This window comes from Micromonospora sp. NPDC051543 (genome assembly GCF_044454415.1).
In the GTDB taxonomy this organism is placed as follows: domain Bacteria; phylum Actinomycetota; class Actinomycetes; order Mycobacteriales; family Micromonosporaceae; genus Micromonospora.
On record NZ_JBITDT010000001.1, the window covers coordinates 253625 to 270408 of the forward strand.

General features: G+C 73.7%; 18 protein-coding genes. 13 read left to right on the forward strand and 5 right to left on the reverse strand.

Annotation, left to right across the window (positions count from 1 at the left end):
* Nucleotides 1-17: 17 nt before the first annotated feature.
* The gene (locus ACIA3K_RS01275; RefSeq protein WP_396798289.1) at nt 18-353 is read right to left on the reverse strand and encodes a hypothetical protein; all 336 of its coding nucleotides are present in this window, start codon (nt 351-353) and stop codon (nt 18-20) included.
* Nucleotides 354-478: 125 nt separating this feature from the next.
* On the opposite strand from ACIA3K_RS01275, the gene ACIA3K_RS01280 reads away from it, so the two are divergent.
* The 5 genes from ACIA3K_RS01280 to ACIA3K_RS01300 all read left to right on the forward strand — a co-directional run bounded on the left by ACIA3K_RS01280 (nt 479) and on the right by ACIA3K_RS01300 (nt 5337).
* Entirely contained in the window at nt 479-1054 is a 576-nt protein-coding gene (locus tag ACIA3K_RS01280) for an RNA polymerase sigma factor (protein WP_396798291.1), read from the forward strand.
* Complete coding sequence (locus tag ACIA3K_RS01285; protein ID WP_396798293.1) at nt 1047-1781, forward strand: hypothetical protein; 735 nt, start codon at nt 1047-1049, stop codon at nt 1779-1781. Before ACIA3K_RS01280 ends, ACIA3K_RS01285 begins: the two co-directional genes overlap by 8 nt.
* Before the next feature lie 90 nt (nt 1782-1871).
* Nucleotides 1872-2378: a hypothetical protein gene (locus ACIA3K_RS01290; RefSeq protein ID WP_396798295.1), complete on the forward strand. Its 507-nt coding sequence runs from the start codon at nt 1872-1874 to the stop codon at nt 2376-2378.
* 126 nt (nt 2379-2504) lie between these two features.
* Nucleotides 2505-4664: an RNA polymerase recycling motor ATPase HelR gene (gene helR / locus ACIA3K_RS01295; protein ID WP_396798791.1), complete on the forward strand. Its 2160-nt coding sequence runs from the start codon at nt 2505-2507 to the stop codon at nt 4662-4664.
* A gap of 10 nt (nt 4665-4674) precedes the next feature.
* Nucleotides 4675-5337 carry a hypothetical protein gene (locus tag ACIA3K_RS01300; RefSeq protein ID WP_396798297.1) on the forward strand — a complete coding sequence of 221 codons (663 nt, stop codon included), beginning with the start codon at nt 4675-4677 and terminating at the stop codon, nt 5335-5337.
* 88 nt (nt 5338-5425) lie between these two features.
* Here ACIA3K_RS01300 and ACIA3K_RS01305 read toward each other — a convergent pair whose 3' ends face one another.
* Nucleotides 5426-6322, reverse strand: a complete 897-nt coding sequence (locus ACIA3K_RS01305; RefSeq protein ID WP_396798298.1) for an aldo/keto reductase — start codon at nt 6320-6322, stop codon at nt 5426-5428.
* A 73-nt stretch (nt 6323-6395) separates the two neighbouring features.
* Nucleotides 6396-7664, reverse strand: a complete 1269-nt coding sequence (locus ACIA3K_RS01310) for an MFS transporter (RefSeq protein WP_396798300.1) — start codon at nt 7662-7664, stop codon at nt 6396-6398.
* 161 nt (nt 7665-7825) lie between these two features.
* On the opposite strand from ACIA3K_RS01310, the gene ACIA3K_RS01315 reads away from it, so the two are divergent.
* Nucleotides 7826-8815 carry a LacI family DNA-binding transcriptional regulator gene (locus tag ACIA3K_RS01315; protein WP_396798302.1) on the forward strand — a complete coding sequence of 330 codons (990 nt, stop codon included), beginning with the start codon at nt 7826-7828 and terminating at the stop codon, nt 8813-8815.
* Nucleotides 8816-8890: 75 nt separating this feature from the next.
* Nucleotides 8891-9592: an alpha/beta hydrolase gene (locus tag ACIA3K_RS01320; protein WP_396798304.1), complete on the forward strand. Its 702-nt coding sequence runs from the start codon at nt 8891-8893 to the stop codon at nt 9590-9592.
* A 13-nt stretch (nt 9593-9605) separates the two neighbouring features.
* Here ACIA3K_RS01320 and ACIA3K_RS01325 read toward each other — a convergent pair whose 3' ends face one another.
* Both ACIA3K_RS01325 and ACIA3K_RS01330 read right to left on the reverse strand, forming a co-directional pair.
* Nucleotides 9606-10730 (reverse strand): aromatic acid exporter family protein, encoded by a 1125-nt coding sequence (locus tag ACIA3K_RS01325; RefSeq protein ID WP_396798306.1) that lies wholly within the window; start codon nt 10728-10730, stop codon nt 9606-9608.
* Between the two features lie 172 nt (nt 10731-10902).
* On the reverse strand, nt 10903-11532 hold the full coding sequence (locus tag ACIA3K_RS01330) for a TetR/AcrR family transcriptional regulator (protein ID WP_396798308.1): 630 nt from the start codon (nt 11530-11532) through the stop codon (nt 10903-10905).
* Between the two features lie 67 nt (nt 11533-11599).
* Here ACIA3K_RS01330 and ACIA3K_RS01335 point away from each other — a divergent pair, with 67 nt between their 5' ends.
* The 6 genes from ACIA3K_RS01335 to ACIA3K_RS01360 all read left to right on the forward strand — a co-directional run bounded on the left by ACIA3K_RS01335 (nt 11600) and on the right by ACIA3K_RS01360 (nt 16783).
* Complete coding sequence (locus ACIA3K_RS01335; RefSeq protein ID WP_396798309.1) at nt 11600-12763, forward strand: FAD-dependent oxidoreductase; 1164 nt, start codon at nt 11600-11602, stop codon at nt 12761-12763.
* Between the two features lie 158 nt (nt 12764-12921).
* Nucleotides 12922-13728 carry an LppM family (lipo)protein gene (locus tag ACIA3K_RS01340; protein ID WP_396798311.1) on the forward strand — a complete coding sequence of 269 codons (807 nt, stop codon included), beginning with the start codon at nt 12922-12924 and terminating at the stop codon, nt 13726-13728.
* 148 nt (nt 13729-13876) lie between these two features.
* On the forward strand, nt 13877-14212 hold the full coding sequence (locus ACIA3K_RS01345) for a hypothetical protein (RefSeq protein WP_355051204.1): 336 nt from the start codon (nt 13877-13879) through the stop codon (nt 14210-14212).
* A 13-nt stretch (nt 14213-14225) separates the two neighbouring features.
* The gene (locus ACIA3K_RS01350; protein WP_396798313.1) at nt 14226-14834 is read left to right on the forward strand and encodes a glycine zipper family protein; all 609 of its coding nucleotides are present in this window, start codon (nt 14226-14228) and stop codon (nt 14832-14834) included.
* Nucleotides 14831-15529 (forward strand): carboxypeptidase-like regulatory domain-containing protein, encoded by a 699-nt coding sequence (locus ACIA3K_RS01355; RefSeq protein ID WP_396798315.1) that lies wholly within the window; start codon nt 14831-14833, stop codon nt 15527-15529. The genes ACIA3K_RS01350 and ACIA3K_RS01355 overlap by 4 nt, the downstream gene beginning before the upstream one ends.
* A gap of 24 nt (nt 15530-15553) precedes the next feature.
* Nucleotides 15554-16783, forward strand: coding sequence for a phage tail sheath subtilisin-like domain-containing protein (locus tag ACIA3K_RS01360; protein ID WP_396798317.1), 1230 nt, complete (start codon nt 15554-15556; stop codon nt 16781-16783).
* Nucleotide 16784 lies beyond the last annotated feature (1 nt).

A 16784-nucleotide genomic window follows, 5' to 3' on the forward strand; every position in this document is an offset into this window, starting at 1 on the left:
CTCAGGGCCTGACCGGCTCAGCGGGCGTGGCGTTCCGGGTGTGCCCGATTCCACACCCGCATCCGCTCCGGGTAGCCGGTGCGGGCCGCCTCGTACAGCGGCACCGCGTGCTTGCGGGCGATGTCGCCCGCCGCACGGGGTGTGCCGGTGCGGCGACGGATCCACTCACCGTCGTGGGCGATCGCGACCACGGTGGTGTCGGTGGCGGTCGTCTCCGGTTCCAGGTAGAACTCCACACCCCGCCGACTGACGACGAACGCCTCCAGCGCGGCGAGATCCTCCCGGGTGGCCTCACGGTCCAGCTTCGTCGGGGTGGCCTCGCCACCGCGAGACCGCCGGTTGAACCAGCCCATGCCCAGCCCCTCTCCTTGGACGCCACTCCCAGTTCAGCACCGATTCCTGGCAATAGGCTGCACGGCGGGTGGGAGAAATCTGACTCCGCTGGGACGGAACCCGACGCGCGCGGGTGGTGTCATCAGTGCGAGTCCGACCGGAGGTTCCCCTGGACGACGACGTGCTCGTCACCCGCGCCCGAGCCGGTGACCTGGAGGCGTACGACCTCCTGGTCGCCCGGCACACCGCGTCCGCGTACCGGACGGCGGTGCTGCTCGGCGCGGGTTCGGACTCCGAGGACGTCGTTCAGGAGGCGTTCGTGAAGGGCTACCGCAAGCTGTCCCGCTACCGGGGAGAGTCGTCCTTCCGCTCCTGGTTGCTCGCGATCGTCGCCAACGAGACCCGCAACCTGCACCGCTCCCGCACGCGCCGGGACGGCCTGGTCCTGCGGGCGGCGGCGAACCCCCCGCCCGAGGTCGCCGAGGATGACGCCGTCGACGCCGTCCTGGCCGGCGAGCGTCGGGCCGCGTTGGTGGCGGCCCTGCGGCAACTGCCGGTACGCGACCGCGAGGTGATCGTCTGCCGGTTCTTCCTCGATCTCGGCGAGCAGGAGACGGGCGTCATGCTGGGCTGGCCCCGGGGGACGGTGAAGTCGCGTACCTCACGGGCACTGGCGAAGCTGCGCGCCCTGCTCGCCGACGAGGAGGTGCGTCATGGATGACCTCTCCCGGGACGGCCTGGAAGCGGAGCTGCGTGACCTCGGTGGCTGGCTGGACACGCCCGCCACGCCGGACGTCACCGCACGGGTGCGCGACCGGCTCGTCGGGGACGTACGCGGACGACGTCGGTGGCGCTCCCTGGCCGCGGCGGCGGTCGTTGCCCTGCTGGTCGCGGCGCTGCCGCCGATGCGTGCGGCCGTCGCCGACGCGGTCGGCGAGGTGCTGCGCTTCGCCGGCGTCGACATCGTCACGTCGTCGACGCCGCCGTCACCCCCGGGCGAGCCGTCGCCCCTGCCGTCGCTGCGGACGGTCGGCCTGGACGAGGCGCGGCGGGCGGTACGCTTCCCGGTCCGGGTGCCCGCCGCGCTCGGTCCGCCGGAGCGGGTGTCGGTCGCCGACCCCGACGGCACCGACGCGTACCGAGTCGCGACGCTGCTGTACGAGGGCGGCGCGCTGCGTCTCGACGCGTTCGACGGTCGCCTCGACCTGACCTTCCACAAGCGGACCAGCCGGCCGGGTGTGGAGTGGACGCAGGTCGACGGCGACTTCGCCGTCTGGGTCGACGGTCCGCACGTGCTGTCCTACGTCGACCGGTCAGGGCAGATCCGCCGAGAGACCGCCCGACTCGCCGCGTCGACCCTGATCTGGGAGCAGAACGGTGTGACCTACCGGTTGGAGGGCGCGCGCAGCATGGCCGAGGCGCTCGAGATCGCCCGGTCGCTCCCCTAGGGCCAGTTCTCATGAGACAGGCCCTGGGAACCCGTCCGGCCCGACCGGTGTCTCTCTGGCACGGGACACGTCCGTGTGGGAGGGAGCGCGATGATCACTTGGGGCAGGTTTCTGCTGGGGTCGGTTCTGCTGCTGGCGGGCTGCGGCACGGCCGGCGACGGGCCGGCGACGACTGCCGGCGATCCAAGCACCGCGGCGGTCGGCTGCGCGTCGCGGGTCGAGACGGGGTCGCTGCCCGACTGGGCGGACGAGGGGTTCCACGGGGACACCCGCATGCCGCACGTCTTCGGCGCACGGGGTGAGATCGTGGCGGTGCTGTTCGGCCACCCGCTGGCGCTGGTCCGGCCGGACGCGTCGAGCAACAAGATCCTCTGGGTGGCCCGGCCCGCCACCACCTCGCCGGCCCCGGACGCGTCGACCACTCTGAAGATCACCGCGACGTTGGACGGCACCGACACGAGAGTGAGCCACGAGGTCGCCGGAGGGCCCGGGCCGTCGATCATCGACCTGCCCCGAGCGGGGTGCTGGCATCTCGACCTGCGCTGGGCCGGGCGCACCGACACGGTGGATCTCGTCTACGCCGAACGGAAGCCGTGAGGACGGGGAACAACACCTCCCGCCATATCCAACATATACCGCATGGGGGGACTTGCGGCAAGGCCCCCGCAGTGCCGCAGAATGGCCCGTCCAAGGCCATGACCTGCGCAAACGGGAGCCATGAAGATGAACGTGTCGTCGGCGGCGACCAGTGTGTTCGACCTTCCCGAGAACCTCGCCGCCAAGGCCGCCCCGGCGCTCGTCGCCCGGGACGAGCAGCACTTCGCCGTGATCGCGGCGAGCCTTCAGCGGTCCACCGCCGACCTGTCCGACCGTCTGGACGCCGAGCGGCGGGCACCGGCGGGCAAGGGTCGGCAGGCGGTCGTCCGGGACGAGGAGGTCCGGCGGCTGACCGCCCGCCTGCGTGCGCTGAGCCGTTTCGGTCTGGATCTGTGTCTCGGCCGCATGGTCCACGCGGACGACTCCGAGCCCGTCTACATCGGACGGTTCGGCCTCAGCGACGGCGACGGCCGCCGGCTGCTGCTCGACTGGCGCTCACCGGCCGCCGCGCCGTTCTTCGGAGCGACCCACGCCAACCCGATGGGCCTGGCGAGCCGACGTCGGTACCGCTGGACCCTCGGCCGGATCAGCGACTACTGGGACGAGGTGTTCATCCCCGACGGGTTCGAGGGGCACGCCGCGCTGGACGACCAGTCGGCGTTCATCGCCAGCCTCGGCGGCAACCGGTCGGCCCGGATGCGTGACGTGCTCGGCACCATCCAGGCCGACCAGGATGCCATCATCCGGGCCGGATCCCGTGGCGTGCTCATCGTCGACGGTGGTCCGGGCACCGGCAAGACCGTCGTCGCCCTGCACCGCACCGCGTACCTGCTCTACTCCGACCCGCGCCTGCGGCAGGGGCGCGGCGGGGTGCTGTTCGTCGGGCCGCACCAGCCCTACCTGGCGTACGTCGCCGACGTCCTGCCCAGCCTCGGCGAGGAGGACGTGCAGACCTGCACCCTGCGGGACCTCGTACCGCAGGGCGCCTCGGCCGCCGCCGAGAGCGACCCGGAGGTGGACCGCCTCAAGTCCTCGCTCGGCCTGGTACGGGCGATCGACGCGGCCGTGCGCTTCTACGAGGAGCCGCCGACGGCCGCGCTGACCGTCACGGCCGGCGACACCGACATCCGGCTGAGCGCCGACGACTGGGCCCAGGCGTTCGAGGCGCCCGGACCGGGCACCCCGCACAACGAGGCCCGCGACGAGATCTGGGACGAGCTGCTGAGCATCCTGCTCGGCCGGTACGACGGCGACGAACCCGGGGACGTCGTCCGCGCGTCGCTGCGGCGCGACGCGGAACTCCGTACGACGGTCAACCGCGCCTGGCCGCTGCTCGACGCGGCCGACATCGTCGCGGACCTGTGGTCGGTACCCGCCTATCTGCGCAGGTGCGCCCCCTGGCTCGGTCCCGACGACGTCCGCCGGCTCCAGCGGCCCGACCCCCGCGCGTGGACGGTGTCCGACCTGCCGCTGCTGGACGCGGCACGACAGCGGCTCGGCGATGCGGAGGCGTCGCGGCGTACCCGCCGCCGCGAGGCCACGATCGCCGCCGAACGGGCACGCATGGCGACGGTCGTCGACGAGCTGATCGAGGCGCACGCCTACGACGACGGCGAGGGCGTGCTGTCGAGCCTGCGCCAGCTGGACCTGCAGGACGCGCTTGTCGACGAGGCCGTCCTGCCGGGCGTCGCCGCGGATCTGCTGGCCGGCCCGTTCGCGCACATCGTGGTGGACGAGGCGCAGGAGCTGACCGACGCGCAGTGGCAGATGCTGCTGTCGCGGTGCCCGTCGCGCAGCTTCACGATCGTCGGGGACCGGGCCCAGGCCCGGCACGGATTCACCGGGTCGTGGCGGCAGCGGCTCGCCCGCGTCGGGCTCGACGAGGTGACCCTGACCTCGTTGACCGTCAACTACCGGACGCCCCGGGAGGTCATGGCGCAGGCCGAACCGGTCATCCGGGCCGTGCTCCCGGACGCGAACGTGCCGACCTCGATCCGCGGCAACGGGATCCCCGTCACCCACGCGTCGGTACGCGACCGGGACGCGATCGTCGACGGCTGGCTCGCGGAGCACGCCGAGGGGATCGCCTGCGTCATCGGGGACCCCACGTTCCGGCCCGCGACGAGTCGCGTCCGGTCGTTGAGCCCGGAACTGTCCAAGGGGCTGGAGTTCGACCTGGTCGTCCTCGTCGAGCCGGAGGCGTTCGGCGAGGGCGTCCAGGGGGCGGTGGACAGGTACGTCGCAATGACGCGCGCGACCCAGCGGCTCGTCGTGCTCTCCGATTAGGCTGCCGGGCGTGCCGGACGACGTGCGGGAGGCGGCGGCGCACAACAACGCGCGTTGGTGCGACGTGGTGTGCGCCAGCCACGGGCTGGTCGGCCGGATCGACGCCGACGCGTGGTCGGTGCCCCGCCGCTCCCCACCGTGGTATCCGGACGCGGTCACCCTGCGCCCCGGCGTCGACCCCGAAGCGCTGCTCGCGCGGATCGACGCCGGGGCCGGCGCGTCGGTGAAGGACAGCTTCGCCGACCTCGACCTGGCGGCGTACGGGTTCCGGGTCCTCTTCGACGCACAGTGGATCCACCGCCCGCCCACCGAGCCCCCGGACGGGCCGCCGCTCACTCCGGTCACCACCGGGCCCGGGCTGGCGGCCTGGGCGGGCGCGCACGGCGGTGGGGAGCTGTTCGGCCCGGCGCTCCTGGCCGAACCGCGACTCCGGGTGCTGGCCCGCTACGACGAGAACGGCACGGTCATCGGCGGTGCGGTGGTCAGCGGCGACGACCCGTGCGGCGTCTCCAACCTGTTCAGCAGCACGGACGACCCGGACGAGATCTGGCGTGCGGTCGTCGTCACCCGACCCGGCGTACCCCTGGTCGGCTACGAGTCCGCGCCGGACCTGCCCCCGGCCCGCCGAGCCGGCTTCCTCCCCATCGGACCCCTGCGCGTCTGGCTCCGGTGATCATGAAGTTATCGGCGCGACACGCCGACATCGAGGGCAATAACTTCATGATCACCGGGAGTAAGCGGGTCAGCGGGAGCGCGGGGGGTCAGGCCAGGCGGGTCAGGTCTTCCGGGGTCAGGTCCAGGGCGGCGGCGGCTATGTTCTCCTCGAGGTGCAGCGGGTTGCTGGTGCCGGGGATGGCGAGGACGTGCGGGCCCTGGTGCAGAGTCCAGGCCAGGCGTACCTGCGAAGGGGTGACGCTGTGGTCGCGGGCGACCGCCTCGACGGCCGCGCCCGGCGCGGCGGTCGCTCCCGCCTCCCGGGACGTTCCGGCCAGCGCGAAGAACGGCACGAAGGCGACTCCGCGCTCGCCGCAGGCCCGGACGAAGGCGTCCTGTTCCCGGTAGGCGTCCACCCCGTAGTTGTTCTGCACGCAGACCACGGGCGCGATGCCGGCCACCTCGTCCAGCTGCTCGGGGCGGACGTTGGACAGCCCGAGGTGCCGGATCAGCCCAGCGTCGCGCAGCTCGGCCAGGGCGCCGAAGCGCTCGGCCAGCGGCACCGCCCCCGGCCCTCGGCCGAGTCGTAGGTTCACCACGTCTAGCTGGTCACGGCCGAGACGACGCAGGTTCTCCTCGACCTGCGCGCGCAACTGCGCGGCAGTGACCGCCTCGCGGAACCCGTCCACCGGGTCGTACCCGAAGCCGACCTTGGTCACGATCACCAGATCGTCCGGGTACGGAGCGAGGGCGGCGTGGATCAGCTCGGTGGCGTACCGGGCGGGACCGGTGCCCACCCGCAGGGTTCCGCCGGGCGAGACGTAGAACGCGGCCGTGTCGATGTGGTTGACGCCCAGCTCGACGGCGCGGCGCAGCAGCGCGATCGCGCGCTCGCGGTCGGGGTTCGCGGTGATCCGCATCGAGCCGAAGCCCATCCGGCGCACCGTGCGGTCGCCCAGGGTCCAGGTGCCCGCCGCGGCGGCGGTGATCTCGTCTGTTGGCATCGGGCGACCGTAGCCAGCACGGGCGCGCGGCGCACTCGGCCGCGCGCCCGATACCGGTACGCCCTGATCCGGGTTAGTTTGATTGTGCTGCCGACGACTGCTCCCGCTCGGCGGCTCGCGGCGGACGCAGCGCCGGCACCAGCGCCAACGTCGGCAGGAGCAGCAGCGGCACCACCAGCAGCGCCCGCAGGACGCCGACGTGGTCGCCGAGCAAACCGAGCAGCGGCGGCCCACCCAGGAAGGCCGTGTAGCCGATCACGGCGACGACGCTGACCCGTACCGCCGCGTGCGCCTCCTCGTCGGCCGCCGCGCTCATGCCGACGGGGAAGCCGAGAGACGCGCCGATCCCCCACAGCGCGACGCCGACGATGGCCACCGGCCCCGAGCCGGCCAGCACGGCCAGCGTCGCGCCGGCGGCGGCGAGCAGGACGGTGCCGGTGAGGACTGGCACCCGCCCCCAACGGTCCAGCGCGACCGTGCCGGCGGTGCGACCGAGGGTCATCCCGACGACGAACACGCCGAAGACCGCCGCACCGGCCGCCTCGCTCAGGTCCCGGCCGTCCACGAACGCGACCGCCAGCCAGTCGTTGGCGCTGCCCTCGGTGAAGGCGGCCACCAGCACGAACAGCCCGATCAGCAGGGTGCGCGGCTCGCGCCAGGCGGCGAGCTGGGCCCGCCGACGGCCGGCCGGGCTGGTGTCCGTCGGCCCGTTGGCCGCGTCCACGACCGGCTGGGGCAGGTACGCCCGGGACGCGAAGAAGGTGCCGACCAGGACCACCACCGCTATCACGGCGAGGTGCGCGCCCACCGGCACGTCCAGGCGGGCCGCCCCGGCGCCGACGCCCGCGCCGGCCACCGAGCCGAGGCTCCAGGCCGCGTGGAAACGGGGCATGACGGTACGCCCCAACCGACGCTCCACCGCAGCGCCCTCGACGTTCATCGCCACGTCACACGCGCCGGAGCCGTAGCCGAAGGCGACCATCCCCAGCGCGACGACGGCGGCCGACCCGGCGACCGTCGCGCCCAACCCGGCCACGATCAGGCCCACCGCGACCAGCACGGTGGCGAGGGTCACCGTGCGGGCGGAGCCGAGGCGCTGGGCGAGCAGCCCGGACGTCGGCATGGCGAGCAGCGCGCCGACGCTCAACGCGAGCAGCAGCAGCCCGAGGCGGCCGGCGGACAGGTCCAGCGCCTCTCGGACGGCCGGCACCCGGGAGAACCAGCTACCGACGGCCAGGCCGTTGAGGGTGAAGGTCAGGGCGACGCCGTTGCGGGCGAGCACGACGGCCCGCGCCGGCGCGGCGGCGTCCGGGGCGACGGCGGGACTGGTGGGGGCACTCACGGGGTGGTCCTCTTCCTTGGGGTGATCTGCTGGCACGATCGCACACCTGAGAGCGCTACCACCACAAGCGGGCCCCGCCCCTTACCGCAAGCCCGCAGGTCGGGGGATGATGGCTGGCAGGCGCACGCCCGCGGGGGGCGGGCGTCGTCGGGGAGGACACGATGACGGCAGCGGCACAGCGGCCAGCCACCCTGGAGGACGTCGCCCGGGCCGCCGGAGTGTCCCGGTCCACCGCCTCGCGGGTGATCGCCGGCACCGGGTTCGCCTCGCCGGCCGCCCGGGCACGGGTGGTGACGGCCGCCGACCAGCTCGGCTACGTGCCCAACCCGGCCGCGCGCGCACTGGTCCGCGGCGGCGGCGTGCGGCTGGTGGTGGCCGCTTCGGGGACCAGCGCGGCCGTGCTGGACGACCCGTACGTCGACCGCGTGGTCGGCTCGGCCGCCCGGGTGTGCGCGCCGGCCGGCGTCGGGGTGGCCCTGCACTGGCTGCCGCTGGGCGACCCGCACGCCCTCGACCAGCTCGCCGCCGACCGCAGCGTATGCGGGGTCGTGCTGGTCAACACCACCGAGGACCTGCTGGCAGCCGTACCCCGGGCGCTGCACGGCCGGATCGCCTCGATCGGCATCGGCTCGGCCACGGTGCCGTCGTTCGACGTCGACAACACGACCGGCGCGGGCGCGGTGTTACGCCACCTGTACGGGACAGGCCGCCGCCGGATCGCCATGGTGACCGGTCCGCGGTGGCTGCCGTGCGCGCAGCGGCCGGTGCGGGCGTACCGCCACCTGATGCGCGAGGCCGGCCTGCCGGAGCGGGTCGTGCGGGGAGACTTCACGGCGGCGCGGGGCCGGGAGGCGGCCGGCGAGGCGCTGCGGCGCTGGCCGGACGTCGACGCGATCTACGCGATCAGCGACGAGACGGCCCTCGGGGTGATCGCGGCGCTGCGCGAGGACGGCGTCCGGGTGCCCTGTGACGTCGCGGTGGCCGGCTTCGACGACATCCCGCTGGCCGGCATGACCGCACCGGCGCTCACCACCGCGAGTCACCCCGTGGGCCGGATCGCCGCCGCGGCGGCCACCGCCGTGCTGGCCGGTCGCCCGGGAGCGCCGGTGACGCTCTTCCCGTCCGACCTGGTGGCCCGCGACAGCGCCTGAGCGGCCGCCGGTTAACCGGCGGCCGGCCGGGTAACCGCCTCGCACCTCTCGTCGACCGCGAGGAGTTGGTGGCCCGTGTCCGACCCCGCGCCGCCGAGCCGGGCGCCCGCGCAGGGTCACCGGCACGGCCGGTTGACCACACGCCCACACCCGCCGGTGGTGACCGGGCCGACCGGCATCGTGCCGCTGCCCGGCGGTGACGGTGGCCGGCCCGCGATGGCGTACGTGCCGGAGCCGGCCGCCGACGGGGCCGCGTACCGGCTGGTGGTGCTCCTGCACGGGGCGGGTGGCTCCGCCCGGCACGGCCTGGACCTGCTGCTGCCGGTCGCGGACGCGCACCGCCTGCTGCTGATCGCCCCGCAGTCGTCGGCGACCAGCTGGGACCTGATCGCCGGTGGCCTCGGGGTGGACGTCGAGCACATCGACGCGTTGCTGGCCAGCGCGTTCGACGGCTACCCGGTACGCGGTGTGACGCTCGGCGGTTTCTCCGACGGGGCGTCGTACGCCCTCTCGCTGGGCCTGGCCAACGGCGACCTGGTCGACGCGGTGCTGGCCTTCTCCCCCGGCTTCGCCGCGCCGCCGGTCGTCCGCGGGCGACCACGGATCTTCGTCTCACACGGGGTGGACGACCCGGTGCTGCCCGTCGACGTGTGCAGCCGCCGCTTCGTGCCCCACCTGCGCGGGATCGGCTACGACGTCACCTACGAGGAGTTCCCGGGCGGCCATGATCTGCCCGCGGACATCCGCGCGAGGGCCACCGAGTGGCTCACCGGGTGAACCTCGGTGTCGGTCAGACGGCGGGTAGGCCGAGGGCCGCGTCCACGCGGGCCAGGACCGCGACGTCGTCGTCGGGGTGCACGCCCCGCAGCAGGTCGATCGCCGTCGCCCGGACCTGGCCGATGATCATGGCGAGGGGGAGCGTCTGGGTCGACCCGAAGAGCTGCCCCGCGGTACGGACGGCAGCCAGCGCCGCCTCGTCCGCCCGCAGGGCGTGCCGGTCGGCGACCTCCTCCTGCCCGTCCAGGTCGGCGGCGAGCGCCGCGCCGGCCTCCCGGACCGCCTCCACCAGGCAGCGCAGCGCGTCGCCCAACTCGGGCGGGGTGGGGGTCCGCAGTCGGCTGAGCGTCACGCCCGCGCGGGCCAGCACCCGGACGTTGCGGACCACGTAGTCGATCTGCCGGACCGACTCGTCCACCGACCGCAACCGGCCGATGTGCCGGCGTCGGCGCACGTTGAGCCGCAGCGCCTCGCCGGCGGCCAGCACGCCGTCCCGCAGCCCGTCGACCCGGGCGTCCATGCTCCGGGCGCGCGCCAGGGCGGCCACCGCCGCCGGCTCGTCGCGCCCGTCCAGCGCGTCGGCGATCTCGCCCAGCAGACCGGCCAGCTCGTCGAACGTGCGCCGCACCTCGACGACGAGCGGCGCGAGCGGGTGCCGGGCGTCGACGAGGAGGCTGACGGCGAGCGCCACCGCGCCGCCGACCAGCGCGTCGACGAAGCGGAACGGCACCAGCGACCCGTCCGGCGGCGCGACCACGACCAGGTAGAGCGCGGAGACGGCGGCCTGCACGAGGGTGACGCCGGTGGCGCCGAAGGCGACCGCGAGCAGGACGGTGAGCAGGATGACCGTGCAGACCGTCCAGGTGCTGCCGGGTCCCAGCGCCTGCACGACCAGGTCCGCGACGAGCACACCGGCGGCCACCCCGAGCACGACCTCGACGGCCCGCCGGATGCGCTGCCCACGGGCCTGACCGAGGACGATCAGCGCGGCGGCCGGCGCGAAGAACGGCTGCGGATGCCCGAGCAGACGGGTGGCGAGCAGCCAGGCCACGGTCGCCGCGACGGTCGCCTCCAGCACCGGCCGCCACCCCTGGCGCAACCGGTGGCCGGCGACCCGCAGGCCCGCGAACCACGCCATCGCCACCTCCCACCGGTCGACCAGCGCGTTGCACGGCCGTCAGCGATCACCGGCGCCCGCCGGCTCGCTCTCCGCGATCGTCCACCATCGCGCGGCGGAACCGCCTACCGGGCCGGGCACCGGTCACCCGTTCCGCCGATCCCGGGCCGGGCCGGCGGGCGCGACGCTGCGGTCACCTCCCGGTCAGGGCGCGCAGCAGCGTACGGACGGCGTCCGCGAGATCGGCGCGGCTGGCCGGGGTGCCGGGCGTCGGGGCGGTGAGCGCTCCCGTGCCGACCAGCCGGTCGAAGAGCAACCCGTCGACGTACGCGACGAACTGGTCACCCTGCCGGTCCGGGTCGGTCGCGCCGGCGCGGGTCAGCAGGTCGCGGGACTGGGCGCGGACGCCGGTGCCGTGTCGCAGGATGCCGCGTAGCTCGGGGCGGTGCACCGCCTCCAGCAGACAGGCGTAGCGGGCCAGGGTACGGCTGCGTCCCACGCCCAGCCACCGGTCGAGCACCTCGGCCACCCCGGCGGCGAGCTGGTCGAGGTCGTCTTCGTCCAGGCGCGGACCGGGCTGCGGGGCGGGCGGCTCGACCGGCAGGTCGTACGCGGCCAGGTCGATCCGGTCACGCTCGACGAGGCGCTGCACCACCGCCTCGATCAGGGCCTGGCGGGTGCGCAGGTACGCCGAGGTGGTGCCGGGCGGTAGCTCGGCGCGGGCGTCGACGGCCCGGTGGGTGAGCGCCCGCATGCCGCCATCGGCGATCAGCTCGATGGCCGCGTCGGTCAACAGCGCGATCCGGTGGGCGCGGGCCGTCACAGGGTCTCCTCCATTTCGTGGTGCGGAGGTAGTATCGCTCTTCTACAGGTGTAGAAGGGTGGTCGACATGAGCGACTCGCACGCCGTGGTGGTCGGCGGCGGCATCGGCGGGCTGAGCGCGGCGCTCGCCCTGCACCGGCGTGGCTGGCGGGTCACCGTGCTGGAACGCGCCCCGGAGCTGCGCGAGGTGGGTGCCGGCCTGACCCTGATGACCAACGCGCTACGCGCGCTGGACGCCCTGGGCCTGAGCTCGGCCCTGCGGTCCAATGCGCACGCCGAGGCCCCCGGTGGGGTCCGCGACCGACCGGGCCGATGGCTGTCCCGAATGGACGCGGCAGAGATGGTCCGACAGCTCGGCACCGGCGCGCTCGGCGTCCACCGGGCCACCCTGCACCGCATCCTGCGCGAGGCGCTGCCCGCGTCGTCGCTGCACACCGGGGCTGAGGTCGAGCACGTCGACTCCGACCCCGACCGCGCGACGGTGCGCTACCGAGGGCCCGACGGCCCGCGAACCCTCCACGCCGACCTGGTGGTCGGCGCCGACGGCCTGCGCAGCCGGCTGCGCGCCCAGCTCTGGCCCGAGATCCCCGCCCCGGTGTACGCGGGCTCGACGGCCTGGCGGGCCGCCATCGCGTTCCCGGAACCGATCCCGACGGCGATCACCTGGGGCCCGGCCGCCGAGTTCGGCATGGTGCCGATCGGCGAGGGTTGGCTCTACTGGTACGCGGCCCGCAACGCCCCACCCGGCGGCCACGCCCCGGACGAGCTGGCGGCCGTACGGGAGCACTTCGGCGCGTGGCACGACCCCATCCCCGCGCTGCTGGCGGCCACTGCACCCGGGGTGGTGCTGCGCAACGACATCCACCACCTGGCCACACCGCTGCCGTCGTACGTGCGGGGACGGGTGGCGCTGCTCGGTGACGCGGCCCACGCGATGACGCCGAACCTCGGGCAGGGTGCCGGCCAGGCGATCGAGGACGCGGTGGTGCTCGGTGCCGCCTGCGCCGGTGGCGCCCAGGGGTTGACGGCCGCCCTGGCGACGTACGACGAGCAGCGCCGCCCCCGCACCCAGGCCATCGCCCGCGCGTCCCTGCGCGCCGGGCGGTACGGCCAGCAACTGCGCAACCCTCTCGCCCTCGCGGCCCGCACCGCCGCTCTGCGCCTCGTCCCGGCCAGCGTCACGCTGCGGAGCATGACCTGGTGCGTCGACTGGCGGCCGCCGCAGGACTGAGTCACCGATCATTCCGGCCGGCGGCGCAAAGCTTCAGTCTATTCTTCGGGACCGCTCTCGGCCTCGGCCACATACGACAGTGCGCCGGTACAATCGGCGACTACCTAGTGACCGATCGCTGACTGCTGATGGTGAAAGCGATCACACACACTGAGCGCATGAACAGGAGCGTCAACCGCGGTAGGGCACTCCGCATCGCGGTGTGCCTCCTTCTTCTCGCCGCGTTGAGCGGCTGCATGCAACTCAACATGGGACTCACCGTGAACGCCGACGACACGGTCGACGGGCAGTTGCTGCTGACCGCCCAGAAGTCGGTGCTGAGCTCCCAGAACAAGAACATCCCGGCCGCCTTCGCCGAGCTGCGGAAGAACATTCCGGCGCTGCCTCCCGGCGAGGAGACGGGCTACGAGGACAGCAAGCTCTTCGGCGCGCAGATCAATTATCGCAAGGCGCCGCTGGCGGGCTTCGACAGCGAGAGCGTCAAACTGGTCCGGGACGGCGACTTCTACCGTTTCACGTTACCGCTGGATCCGAAGAAATACGGCGGGAAAGCCGCCCAGCAGAATCCTCAACAGCAGCAGGCCTTCCTCAAGCTGATGTCGTTCGAGATCTCGGTGACCTTTCCCGGACGGGTGATCGACACCAATGGCACCGTCAACGGTCGCTCGGTCACCTGGAAGGTCGACTCCAACCAGGACAAGCCGATGGAATTGCGCGCCGTCGCCGAGGCGCCACCGCGCCCCTCGGCCTCGCCGGCAGCCGCCGAGACCGACTCGGGTGGTTTCCCGTGGCTGCTGGTCGTCGGCGGCGTACTCCTGCTGCTCGTCCTCACCGCTGTGGCCGTACTCCTGTTGCGTCGCCGTCGCACGACGGCGTCGGCGGCAGCCGGTCCGACCGCGACCGACCCGACCGCGACCGGCCCGACCCCGCCGGGGCCGCCCGCCGGCGCGCCCGGGCCCGGCTGACGCATCCGGTGGCCGGCGTCCGCCGGCCGCGTCTCCGCTCCGGCCGCCCCGCGACGACGGCGACCGGCGTCGGTGCTCCCCGCGCGGGAGCGCCGGCCTCACCACCACCACATCCCGGTCGCACCATCGCAGAAGAGGGGGGATCGCCGTGAACGATCTCTTCACCTGGGCAGCCCTGGGCAGTCTCGCCGGAGCGAGCGCCGCCACCCTGCTGGCCACCAACGTCATCGGCGGGTTGATCGGTCCGAGCGGCGACAAGCTCCGCAAGTGGATCGCCATCGCCATCGCCCTGCTGCTGTCCTACCTCTCGGCGGCGTTCGCCGACGAGGTCGGCGGCGAGAAGTGGGTCATCGCGTTCTTCAACGCGCTGGTCATCTTCTCCGCCGCGCTCGGCGTCAACCAGTTCCCGCCCGGCAACCGGCAGGCCACCCCCACCCAGCTCGCGAGCGGTCGCGAGCCCCGCGTCTTCCGCTCCTGGGTCTGAGGGGGGTGACGACATGATCTTCGGAATCCTCAGCGCGGTGATCCAGATGGCTGCCGGCGCCGTCTTCGGCCTGCTGGCCGGCGGGCCGATCGGCCTGCTCGTCGGGGCCGTCGTGGGCCTGCTGGTCGGGGCCGTGTTCGGCTGGGCGGTGACCTCCGCCGGGGTGTACGCCCCGGACGCCCGCGGCATCGTCCTCTTCGTCGTCGACCACACGTGGAGCCTGCTCAACACGGTGGTCGGGGCCGTCTACCTGGTCGTGCACCTCGTCTTCGGGCACTCGTTGGACCGACCCACGTCGGCCGCCAGCGGTCGGGTCTGCGTGGTGGAGGGGGTCTCCCCGCGCTACGCCACCACCATCGGCACGGTCTGCGCGGGCTCCAACTCCGGCATCCAACGCCACGAGGACGTGCACATCTTCCAGGCGCGTCTGCTCGGACCGCTGTACATCCCGTTGGTGCTGGCGAACTACGCGCTCTTCACGATCGCGCCGATCTGGCTGCTCTACCACGACCACACCAACGCGCCGATCAACCGGTTCACCCGCTACTTCGAGATCGGCGTCTACCCGCACGTGTGGAACGAGGCCATCGCGTACCGCATCCAGGGGACGCCGCCGCGATGACCGTCGACGGGCGCGGACCGATCGAGACGGCCACCGCCGAGCTGGTCGAATGGTTGACCGGCGCGGCGGGGGAACCCGTCCCGATCGGTCCACCCCGCGCGGGCGGCGACGCCGACGGGCTGACCCTGTGGCCCCTCGAACTGCGCCCGGCCCAGCAGACCCGCTCCAGCGGCGCGGTCCGCGAGCCGTACCGGTTCACGGTCCGCTACCTGCTCAGCGTGGCCGGTCCGGCCGGGCTCGCCGTGCTGGACCGGGTGCTCGCCGCCACGACCCGGGACGGCCGCTACCCGGTGGTGCTGGAAGCCGGAGCGGCGGCGCTGTGGCACGCGCTGGACGCCGCGCCCCGCCCGGCGCTGCTGATCGACGTACCGGCCCAGGTGGACCACCCGACACCGGCCGCGCCCCCGGTCCTGCAGCCGCTGCGGCTGCGTCAGGTCGCGGTGCGCGCGCTCGCCGGCCGGGTCGTCGGCCCGCAGGACCAGCCCCTCGCCGCCATGCGCGTCGAGGTGCCGGGCACGACGTCCGCGACCCGCACCGGGGCCGACGGCCGGTTCCAGATCGCCGGGGTCCCGCACGACCCCGAACACCCCCGCCCGGTACGGCTGCGGCTGAGCGGTCGCGGGCTCGTGCTCACCGCCGACGTGGACGCGGACGACGACGACATCGTCATCGTCTGCGCTCCACCGACCCACTGACGCCCACCCCGCACAGGAGGACCGATGCCCAGCTACTTCTCCCCCGGCATCTATGTCGAGGAGGTCCCCAGCGGCGCCCGACCGATCGGCCCGGTGAGCACCAGCATCGCCGCGTTCGTCGGCGTCGCCCCGAACCGCGACGCCCACCTGGGCAAGGCCGTACCGGTCAACAACTGGACCGAGTTCCTGCGGCTCTTCGCCGACGGCGACCAGGTCGAGAGCACCCCCCTCGCACGGGCCGTCTTCGGTTTCCTGGACAACGGGGGCGCGCGCTGCTGGGTGGTCAACGTCGGCGACGGCGGCGCGATCACCGGCACCGGCAAGCAACGCGGCGGCCTGCAACTGCTGGAGGCCGTCGATGAGATCTCCATCATCGCCGCTCCGGGCTTCTCCGACCCGGTGTCCCACGACGCGCTGATCAGCATGGCCGAGCGGACCCGCACCATGGTGGCGATCTGCGACCCGGCCCCGGACATCGACGACATCTCCGCGCTGACCCGGGTCGCCACCCCGTCCTCCGGCAAGCCGCCGAAACCCGCCGAGGGTGCGGGCCCTGCCGCTGGTCCGGGCGGCGGGGAGGGACCGCCGGCCTACCGGCCCCGGCAGTCCGAGTTCGCCGCGTTCTACTACCCGTACCTGCAGGTGCGTGACCCGATCAGCGGCGAGCTGGAACTGACGCCGCCGAGCGGGCACCTGGCCGGCATCTGGGCCCGCACCGACGCCCTGCGCGGCGTGCACAAGGCGCCGGCCAACGAACCGGTCCGGGGCGCCGTCGACCTCGGCTACCGGGTCACCCGCCCCGAGCACGACGTGCTCAACCCCAAGGGTGTCAACGTGATCCGCTACTTCGCCGGCGAGGGCATCCGCGTCTGGGGCGCCCGTACGCTCGCCGCCGAGGCCAGCGAGTGGCGCTACCTCAACGTCCGGCGACTCAGCATCGCCATCGAACAGGCCATCGCCAACGGCACCCGGTGGATGGTCTTCGAACCGAACGACTTCACCCTCTGGCGCTCGATCCGGCGCGACATCGGGGCGTTCCTCACCCGGGTGTGGCGCGACGGCGCGCTGCTGGGGCGCAGCCCCGAGGAGGCGTTCTTCGTCAAGTGCGACGAGGAGACCAACCCGCCGGACGTCCGCGACGCCGGCATGGTGATCGCCCACATCGGCATCGCCGTCGTCAAGCCCGCCGAATTCGTGGTGTTCAAGCTCAGCCAGTGGGCCGGCGGCACCGAGACCGAGACGATCGGAGGCTGAC